General features: G+C 42.8%; 5 protein-coding genes. All 5 read left to right on the top strand.

The window, feature by feature from the left end:
* Nucleotides 1-60: 60 nt before the first annotated feature.
* Nucleotides 61-765: a 50S ribosomal protein L1 gene (rplA, locus tag L652_RS0100375; RefSeq protein WP_002958880.1), complete on the top strand. Its 705-nt coding sequence runs from the start codon at nucleotides 61-63 to the stop codon at nucleotides 763-765.
* 323 nt (nucleotides 766-1,088) lie between these two features.
* Complete coding sequence (rplJ, locus tag L652_RS0100370; RefSeq protein WP_002958881.1) at nucleotides 1,089-1,583, top strand: 50S ribosomal protein L10; 495 nt, start codon at nucleotides 1,089-1,091, stop codon at nucleotides 1,581-1,583.
* 76 nt (nucleotides 1,584-1,659) lie between these two features.
* Nucleotides 1,660-2,022, top strand: coding sequence for a 50S ribosomal protein L7/L12 (rplL, locus tag L652_RS0100365; protein WP_002958882.1), 363 nt, complete (start codon nucleotides 1,660-1,662; stop codon nucleotides 2,020-2,022).
* Between the two features lie 271 nt (nucleotides 2,023-2,293).
* Nucleotides 2,294-6,319 (top strand): DNA-directed RNA polymerase subunit beta, encoded by a 4,026-nt coding sequence (gene rpoB / locus L652_RS0100360; RefSeq protein ID WP_024597281.1) that lies wholly within the window; start codon nucleotides 2,294-2,296, stop codon nucleotides 6,317-6,319.
* Nucleotides 6,320-6,423: 104 nt separating this feature from the next.
* Nucleotides 6,424-10,457: DNA-directed RNA polymerase subunit beta' (gene rpoC / locus L652_RS0100355; protein WP_024603166.1), on the top strand; the 4,034-nt coding region annotated here is incomplete at its 3' end.

Genomic DNA, 10,457 nt, shown 5'->3' with positions numbered 1-10,457 from the left:
GCGGTTCGCACTATCGCAGGTTCTGCGCGTGCGATGGGCTTGAACGTAGAGGACTAAGAAATGGCTAAATTAACTAAACGTATGCGTACTATCCGCGAAAAAGTGGAAGTAACTAAAGATTACGAAATCAATGAAGCAGTTGCTCTTTTAAAAGAGTTAGCGACAGCTAAATTCGTAGAAAGTGTTGACGTTGCCGTTAACCTTGGTATCGATGCTCGTAAATCTGATCAAAACGTTCGTGGTGCTACTGTACTACCTAACGGTACTGGTCGTGACGTTCGTGTTGCTGTATTCACACAAGGCGCTAATGCAGAAGCTGCAAAAGAAGCCGGTGCTGAATTAGTAGGTATGGAAGATCTTGCTGAACTAGTTAAAAAAGGCGAGATGAACTTTGACGTTGTTGTTGCATCACCAGACGCTATGCGTGTTGTTGGTCAACTAGGTCAAATCTTAGGCCCACGTGGTCTAATGCCAAACCCTAAAACTGGTACTGTAACGCCTAACGTTGCAGAAGCAGTTAAAAATGCTAAAGCAGGTCAAGTACGTTACCGTAATGACAAAAATGGCATCATCCATACTACTATTGGTAAGGTTGATTTCACTGCAGAGCAGTTACAACAAAACCTTGAAGCTCTAATTGTTGCGCTTAAGAAGGCTAAACCTTCTCAAGCTAAAGGTGTTTACTTGAAGAAAGTAACTATCTCTACAACAATGGGCGCAGGTGTTTCTGTTGACCAAAACACTTTAAGCACTATTGTTGCTTAATTGAGTGTTTACATGGCGTGAAATTTGTACTATAATTTCGCGCCATTTTGTTGATTAATTTATTAATTTGCAAAGTAAAGAATTCGGGTTGAAGTCCATAATTTCGTTAAGCCTTTGGGGTTAACGATAAATTGGGCTTCCGTCCAAGACCGTAGGTGGCTTCGGCCTTAATATTCACCTACGTAGACGGTGTAGACCCCAGATAGATTTTTCCTAATCCTTCTGGCTCTCGCCGTAAAAAGCATCTCTACCTTGTTTGGTAGGGAAGAGTAGAACAGGGGAATCCGATAATCGGTACCCCCATTAAACCAGGAGTAACACCCATGGCTTTAAATCTTCAAGGCAAAAAAGCAATAGTTGCTGAAGTCAACGAAGCAGCCAATGGTGCTCTATCTGCAGTTGTTGCAGATTCTCGTGGTGTAACAGTTGGCGCAATCACTGCCCTTCGTAAAGAAGCTCGTGCAAATGGTGTTTGGATGAAAGTTGTCCGTAACACTTTAGCAAAACGTGCTCTTGAAGGAACAGATTTTGAGTGTCTTTCTGATTCATTTGTTGGTCCAAGCTTAATCGCTTTCTCATCAGAGCACCCAGGTGCTGCTGCGCGTATCTTTTCAGATTTCGCGAAAAAGAATGAGAAATTCGAGCTTAAAACGGCCGCTTTTGAAGGAAATGTTGTTGATGCAGCAATGCTTGCTACATTACCTACATACGATGAAGCTGTTGCACGCTTAATGAGTGCTATGAAAGAAGCGTCTGCTGGCAAATTGTGTAAAACAATTGAAGCAGTACGTGTACAGAAAGAAGAGCAAGCTGCTTAATTTTAAGCTGTTTAATCTCACTTTCGGTGTAAAATTTATTTGGACTTAATGTCCGTTAATTATTAGGAAATTTGTAATGTCTGTATCTAAAGACCAAATCCTTGACGCAATTGCTGAAATGTCAGTAATGGACGTTGTTGCTCTTATCGAAGCAATGGAAGAAAAATTCGGCGTAACTGCTGCAGCTGCAATGGTAGCTGGTCCAGCTGCTGAAGCTGCTGAAGAGAAAACAGAATTTGACGTAATCCTTACTGGCGCTGGCGCTAACAAGGTTTCTGCAATCAAAGCTGTTCGTAGCGCAACTGGCCTAGGCCTTAAAGAAGCGAAAGCTCTTGTTGAAGCTGCTCCTACACCTGTTAAAGAAGGTGTATCTAAAGAAGAAGCTGAAGCACTTGCAAAAGATCTTACTGAAGCTGGTGCTGAAGTTGAGGTTAAGTAATTTAGCTTTTGCTAAGTTCGCTGCCTGAGAAATCAGGCAAGGGCTGGTGATTATTTAATCACCGGCCTTTTTGCGCTATAGAGTGATGCACTCTTTTAGTTCAAATAAAATCTGATTTTTTCTTTACTTTCAACGCTTTATAGTTTGCTAGTGTTAAAGTGGGATCTAATTAGAACAACAGTTAAATGTTGTAAAATCTTGGCATAGCTGCCAGTTAAGTCTGTTCTTACAAGAACAGGTCGGGTCAAAGATCAGCAAGCTGAGGAACCCCATGGCTTACTCTTATTCTGAAAAGAAACGTATCCGTAAGGATTTTGGTAAACGTCCACAAGTTTTGGATATACCTTTTTTACTGTCTACACAGTTAGAATCGTTTAAAAAATTCTTAGTGCCGGACGCTGATGGCGATCATGGTTTGGAAGCTGCCTTCCGTTCTGTGTTCCCTATTAAAAGCTACTCGGGAAATTCTGAGCTTCAATACGTAAGTTACCGTATTGGTGAGCCAGTTTTCGATGTAAAAGAATGTCAAATTCGCGGTGTGACTTATTCTGCTCCACTTCGCGTGAAACTGCGTCTTGTTGTTATGGACAAAGAAGCACCAGGCACAGTTAAAGACATTAAAGAGCAAGAAGTTTACATGGGCGAAATTCCGCTCATGACAGATACCGGTACTTTTGTAATCAATGGTACAGAGCGTGTTATCGTTTCTCAGCTACACCGTAGCCCTGGTGTATTCTTTGATAACGACCGCGGTAAAACCCATTCATCGGGTAAAGTATTATATAACGCACGCGTTATACCTTACCGTGGTTCATGGTTAGACTTCGAATTTGATGCAAAAGATAACTTATATGTACGTATTGACCGCCGTCGTAAATTACCGGCGTCTATCATCCTACGTGCACTAGAGTATTCTAGCGAAGAAATCCTAGATATGTTCTTCGATAACACTACGTTTGAAGTAACGAATGGTAAAGTTCTTATGGAACTTGTACCTTCGCGTTTACGTGGTGAAACTGCCGCTTTTGATATCAAGAGCGAAGACGGTGAAGTATTTGTTGAAAGCGGTCGTCGTGTTACGGCTCGCCACATCAAGAGCATCGAGAAGAAAGGCATTAAGCAATTAGAAGTACCACATGAGTACATCATTGGCCGTATTGTAGCTAAAAACTATGTTGATGAATCAACTGGTGAAGTTATTGCAAATGCAAATGACGAGCTAACTCTAGAGCTAATGGCTGAATTGGTTAAAGCCGGTCACACTAAAATTGATACGTTATATATCAATGAAGTGGACAGCGGTGCTTACATGTCAAATACATTGAACATTGACTCTTCAAGCAGCCGTTTAGAAGCACTAGTAGAAATTTACCGCATGATGCGCCCAGGCGAGCCACCGACGAAAGACGCGGCTGAAGCCTTATTCCAGAACTTGTTCTTCTCTGAAGAGCGTTATGACTTATCTACTGTAGGTCGTATGAAGTTCAATAGCCGTGTTGGTTACGATACAGACACAGGCCCAGGCACATTAAGCAAAGAAGACATCGTGTCTGTTATGAAAGTATTAATTGCTATTCGTAACGGTCAAGGCGATGTTGATGATATCGATCACTTAGGCAACCGTCGTATACGTAGTGTTGGCGAAATGGCTGAGAACCAATTCCGTGTTGGTCTAGTACGTGTTGAACGTGCTGTACGTGAGCGTTTAAGCTTAGGTGACCTTGACGCGATAATGCCACAAGATCTTATTAACGCTAAGCCTATTTCGGCAGCGGTTAAAGAGTTCTTCGGCTCGTCTCAGTTATCACAGTTTATGGACCAAAATAACCCACTATCAGAAGTTACGCATAAACGTCGTATCTCTGCATTAGGTCCGGGCGGTCTAACTCGTGAACGCGCAGGCTTTGAAGTACGTGACGTTCACGTAACTCACTATGGTCGCGTATGTCCAATCGAGACTCCTGAGGGTCCAAACATCGGTCTAATTAACTCGTTGTCTACGTACGCACGTACAAATGACTACGGTTTCTTAGAAACACCTTACCGCAAAGTGGTAGATGGTGTTGTAACTGATGAAGTTGATTACTTATCAGCCATTGAAGAAGGTCAGTTTGTTATCGCACAGGCGAACTCAAACTTAACTGAAACCAATGAGTTTGTTGATGAACTTATTCCATGTCGTCACAAAGGTGAATCTACCTTTATGGGTCGCATGGACCAGCAGTATATGGATGTATCACCACAACAGGTGATCTCTGTAGCGGCAGCACTTATCCCGTTCCTAGAACACGATGATGCTAACCGTGCATTGATGGGTTCAAACATGCAACGCCAAGCAGTACCAACATTGAAAGCGGATAAACCGTTAGTAGGTACTGGTATTGAGTTAACACTAGCGAAAGACTCTGGTGTAACTATCGTTGCTAAACGTGGTGGTGAAGTAATGTATGCTGACGCAAGTCGCATCGTTGTAAATGTACATGAAGAAGAACGCATCCCAGGTGAAGCGGGCATCGACATCTACAACTTAACCAAATACACACGTTCTAACCAAAATACATGTATTAACCAAAAACCAACTTGTATGGTTGGCGAACCGGTTACTCGTGGTGACGTGTTAGCAGATGGTCCTTCGACTGACTTAGGTGACTTAGCCCTTGGTCAAAACCTTCGCGTGGCATTCATGCCATGGAACGGTTACAACTTCGAAGATTCAATCTTGTTATCAGAGCGCGTAGTTGAAGAAGATCGTCTAACGACTATCCATATTCAAGAACTACAGTGTGTTGCCCGTGATACTAAATTAGGTCCTGAAGAGATCACTGCAGATATTCCGAATGTGGGTGAGTCTGCGCTAGGCAAGCTTGATGAATCAGGCGTTGTATATATTGGTGCTGAAGTTAAAGGCGGCGATATCCTAGTAGGTAAAGTGACTCCTAAAGGCGAGACACAGCTTACACCTGAAGAGAAGCTACTACGTGCTATCTTCGGCGAAAAAGCGTCTGACGTTAAAGACAGCTCTTTACGCGTACCAAACTCTGTAACTGGTACTGTAATTGACGTGCAAGTTTTCACCCGTGATGGTGTTGAAAAAGATAAACGTGCGTTAGAAGTTGAAGACATGCAGCTTCGCGAAGCGAAGAAAGACTTCAACGAAGAGTTCCGTATTTTAGAAGCAGGCGTTTTAGACCGTGCACGCAAGCTACTTATAGCTGCTGGTTTTGATGAAGAAAAACTTGCATCTCTTAATGCTGAAAAAGTACTTACGCAAAGCCTTGCTGAAGAAGACAAGCAAGCTGAGCTTGAGCAACTAGCTGCACAGTACGATGAGCTTAAAGCTGAATACGATAAAAAGTTTGAAAACAAACGTCGTAAAATTACCCAAGGTGATGATTTAGCACCGGGCGTACTTAAGATTGTTAAAGTATACCTAGCTGTTAAACGTCGTATCCAACCGGGTGATAAAATGGCGGGTCGTCACGGTAACAAAGGTGTTATCTCGACTATCGTACCAGTAGAAGATATGCCTTACGATGACAAAGGTCGTACGGTAGATATCGTATTGAATCCACTAGGTGTACCATCGCGTATGAACATTGGTCAGATCCTTGAAACACATATGGGTCTTGCTGCACGTGGTATCGGTGAACGTATTGAAGAGATGATGAAAGAACAACGTGAGCTTCATGAGCTACGTGAATTCATCAAGCAAGCTTACGAAATTGGTGAATCTCGCCAAGTTGTAGACATTGCTAGCTTCACTGATGACGAAATTCGTCGTCTAGCTGAAAACTTAAAAGGTGGTTTACCAATAGCTACTCCTGCATTTGATGGCGCGAAAGAAAGCGAAATCAAAGACATGCTTGAGCTTGGTGGATATCCTCGAAGTGGTCAGGTTACACTTTATGATGGCCGTACTGGCGATCAGTTTGAACGTCAAGTAACTGTTGGTTACATGTACATGCTTAAACTTAACCACTTGGTTGACGATAAGATGCACGCACGTTCTACTGGTTCTTACAGCCTTGTTACTCAGCAGCCGCTGGGTGGTAAAGCACAGTTCGGTGGCCAGCGTTTTGGTGAGATGGAAGTATGGGCACTTGAAGCTTACGGTGCTGCTTACACTCTACAAGAAATGCTAACAGTGAAATCGGATGACGTGAACGGTCGTACTAAGATGTATAAAAACATCGTTGATGGTAACCATAAAATGGAACCAGGTATGCCAGAATCGTTCAACGTATTGTTGAAAGAAATCCGCTCACTGGGTATCAACATCGAGTTGGAAGAAAATTAAGCCAATTAGATGCTGCAGTTAACGCTGCAGCATCTGTTACGGCTGAATAGAATGTAGGGACGAGACTATCCGTCCTCAAGATTAACTCCGACAGGAGAGCTAAGGTGAAAGACTTACTTAAGTTTCTGAAGCAACAAAATAAGACCGAAGAATTCGATGCAATTCGCATTGGTCTTGCTTCACCAGACATGGTTCGTTCATGGTCATACGGTGAAGTAAAGAAACCTGAGACTATTAACTACCGTACTTTCAAGCCTGAGCGCGACGGCTTATTCTGTGCCCGTATTTTCGGCCCAGTGAAAGATTATGAGTGTTTATGTGGTAAATATAAACGCCTTAAACACCGTGGTGTGATCTGTGAAAAGTGTGGCGTTGAAGTAACACTCACTAAAGTGCGACGCGATCGTATGGGTCATATCGACCTTGCGAGCCCAGTTGCACATATATGGTTTTTAAAATCATTACCGTCACGTATTGGCTTAATGCTAGATATGACGCTTCGTGATATTGAACGTGTTCTTTACTTCGAATCATTCGTAGTAACTGAGCCTGGTATGACAACGCTTGAGCGTGGTCAGCTATTAGGTGAAGAAGAATACTTAGATTCACTAGAAGAGCACGGTGATGAATTTGAAGCGAAGATGGGTGCTGAAGCAGTTTTAGACTTGCTTCGTGAACTTGATCTTGCTCAATTAATTGCTGAGATGCGTGAAGAGTTACCAACAATTAACTCTGAAACTAAGCGTAAAAAAATCACTAAACGTCTTAAGTTAATGGAATCGTTCCACCAATCAGGTAATAACCCTGAGTGGATGATCATGACAGTACTTCCAGTATTGCCACCTGATCTACGCCCATTAGTACCATTAGACGGTGGTCGTTTTGCGACATCTGATCTAAACGACCTTTACCGTCGTGTTATTAACCGTAATAACCGTCTTAAGCGTCTACTAGATTTAGCAGCACCAGACATTATTGTACGCAACGAAAAACGTATGTTACAAGAAGCGGTAGATGCGCTACTTGATAACGGTCGTCGTGGTCGTGCAATTACAGGTTCTAACAAACGTCCTCTTAAATCTCTTGCTGATATGATCAAGGGTAAGCAAGGTCGTTTCCGTCAGAACTTACTTGGTAAGCGTGTAGATTATTCAGGCCGTTCTGTAATCACAGTAGGTCCTACACTTAAGCTTCACCAATGTGGTCTTCCTAAGAAGATGGCACTAGAGTTATTCAAACCATTCATCTATGGCAAATTAGAGCGTCGCGGCATGGCTACGACAATCAAAGCAGCTAAGAAGATGGTTGAACGTGAAGTTCCGGAAGTATGGGATGTACTTGACGAAGTAATTCGTGAACATCCAGTATTACTTAACCGTGCACCAACACTTCACCGTTTGGGTATCCAAGCGTTTGAACCTGTGCTTATCGAAGGTAAAGCGATTCATTTGCATCCATTAGTATGTGCGGCCTACAACGCCGATTTCGATGGTGACCAAATGGCGGTACACGTACCGTTAACAATCGAAGCACAGCTTGAAGCTCGTGCCTTAATGATGTCAACAAACAACATTCTATCTCCTGCGAATGGTGAGCCAATCATCGTTCCTTCACAGGATGTTGTATTGGGTCTTTATTACATGACTCGTGACCGCATTAACGCTAAAGGCGAAGGCGCGATATTTAAAGATCCAAAAGAAGCAGAAAAAGCATACCGCAGCGGCAATGCAGACCTTCACGCAATCGTGAAAGTACGTATTAGCCAATCAGTTAAAAACGAAGACGGCATAGTAGAAGACACTGTTACTGTTATCGATACAACTGTTGGTCGTGCAATTCTGTCTCTAATTTTACCTAAAGGCATGCCGTTTGCGTCAATCAACCAGCCGCTAGGTAAAAAGCAGATTTCTGGCTTATTGAATGAGTGTTACCGTCGTCTAGGTCTTAAAGATACAGTTATCTTTGCTGACCAAGTTATGTACACCGGTTTCCATTATGCAATGAAGTCAGGTGTTTCTATCGGTATTGATGACTTAGTTATCCCACCGATTAAAGCACAGATAATTGAATCAGCTGAAGCTGAAGTGACTGAAATCAACCAACAATTCCAATCAGGTCTTGTAACGGCTGGTGAAAAGTACAATAAAGTTATCGATATCTGGTCACGTGTAAACGAAAACTTATCACGTGAGATGATGGCTAACTTGTCAAAAGATACAGTTATCAATGCAAAAGGTGAAGAAGTAGAGCAACCGTCATTTAACTCAGTGTTTATGATGGCCGACTCAGGTGCTCGTGGTAGTGCTGCACAGATTCGTCAGTTGGCGGGTATGCGTGGTCTAATGGCACGTCCAGATGGTTCAATCATCGAGACGCCAATCACAGCTAACTTCCGTGAAGGTCTAAACGTACTTCAGTACTTCATCTCAACGCATGGTGCGCGTAAAGGTCTTGCCGATACAGCACTTAAAACAGCAAACTCGGGTTACCTAACGCGTCGTCTAGTAGACGTTGCACAAGATTTGGTAATCAATGAAGATGACTGTGGCACAGAAGATGGCTTAACAATGAAACCGCTTATTGAAGGTGGTGATGTTGTAGAAGCACTTCGCGAACGTGTTCTAGGTCGTGTTGTTGCAGAAGATATTGTAATTCCAGGTACTAATACTGTACTTGTTGAACGTAATGTTATGCTTGACGAAAAACTGTGTGACCTTTTAGAAGAGCACTCAGTAGATGAAGTTCGCGTACGTTCTGTTATCACATGTGATAATGACTTTGGTGTTTGTGCTAACTGTTACGGTCGTGACCTAGCACGTGGTCACATCATTAACGCTGGTGAATCAGTGGGTGTTATCGCGGCTCAATCAATCGGTGAGCCGGGTACACAGTTAACAATGCGTACCTTCCACATCGGTGGTGCGGCATCTAGAGCATCTGCAGAAAATAATGTACAAGTTAAAACTAACGGTACATTAAAACTTCATAACTCTAAGTACGTATTAAACACAGACGGTAAGATTGTTATTACCTCTCGTTCTACGGAAATTACTATCATCGATAGTCATGGTCGTGAGAAAGAGCGTTATAAAGTACCTTACGGTGCGGTACTAACAGTGCAAGACAATGCAGAAGTTCAAGGTAACGACATCGTTGCTACTTGGGACCCGCATAGTCACCCAATCGTTCTTGAGCATAAGTCAAAAGTATCGTTCAGCGATATCGATGATTCAAATACTGAAGCACAGACTGATGAACTAACCGGTTTAACCCGTGTAGTTGTAAAAGATCTTGCTAAAGTAAATACGAAAGAACCAAAGCTTATCATTGAAAGTGAAGAGCGCGGTCTGCAAGAAACACGTCTTCCTTCATTCACTACGATTGAAGTTATTGACGGCGTTACAGCAAACCCAGGTGACGTGTTAGCACGTATTCCGCAAGAAGGTTCGAAAACTCGTGATATCACGGGTGGTCTACCACGCGTAGCCGACTTATTTGAAGCTCGTAAGCCAAAAGATCCAGCTATATTAGCTGAAGTAACTGGTACAATTAGCTTCGGTAAAGAGACTAAAGGTAAGAAGCGTTTAGTTATTACTCCAGCTGAAGGTGATCATTACGAAGAGATGATTCCTAAGTGGCGTCAACTTAACGTGTTTGAAGGTGAGCAAGTGTCTAAAGGTGAAGTTATTGCCGATGGTCCTGAATCACCGCATGACATCTTACGCCTACGTGGTGTGACTCATGTTGCTAACTATATCGTTAACGAAGTGCAAGAGGTTTACCGTTTGCAAGGCGTTAAGATCAATGACAAGCACATTGAAACAATTATCCGTCAAATGTTACGTAAATGTACCATTATGCACGGCGGTGATACTGACTTCTTAGCCGGTGAACAAATCGAAGTGGCGCGCGTTAATATCGCAAACCGTGACCTTGAAAAACAAGGTAAGATACCAGCTAAGTTTGAAATCCAGTTAATGGGTATCACAAAAGCATCACTAGCAACAGAATCTTTCATCTCTGCAGCGTCTTTCCAAGAGACAACACGTGTTCTTACAGATGCGGCAGTGAATGGTAAGAGCGATGAGCTTCGCGGTCTTAAAGAAAACGTAATTGTGGGTCGTTTGATCCCAGCCGG

Origin of the sequence: Pseudoalteromonas sp. TB25, assembly GCF_000497995.1 — a bacterium.
Taxonomy (GTDB): domain Bacteria; phylum Pseudomonadota; class Gammaproteobacteria; order Enterobacterales; family Alteromonadaceae; genus Pseudoalteromonas; species Pseudoalteromonas distincta.
This window is presented reverse-complemented; position numbering and strand designations above follow the sequence as displayed.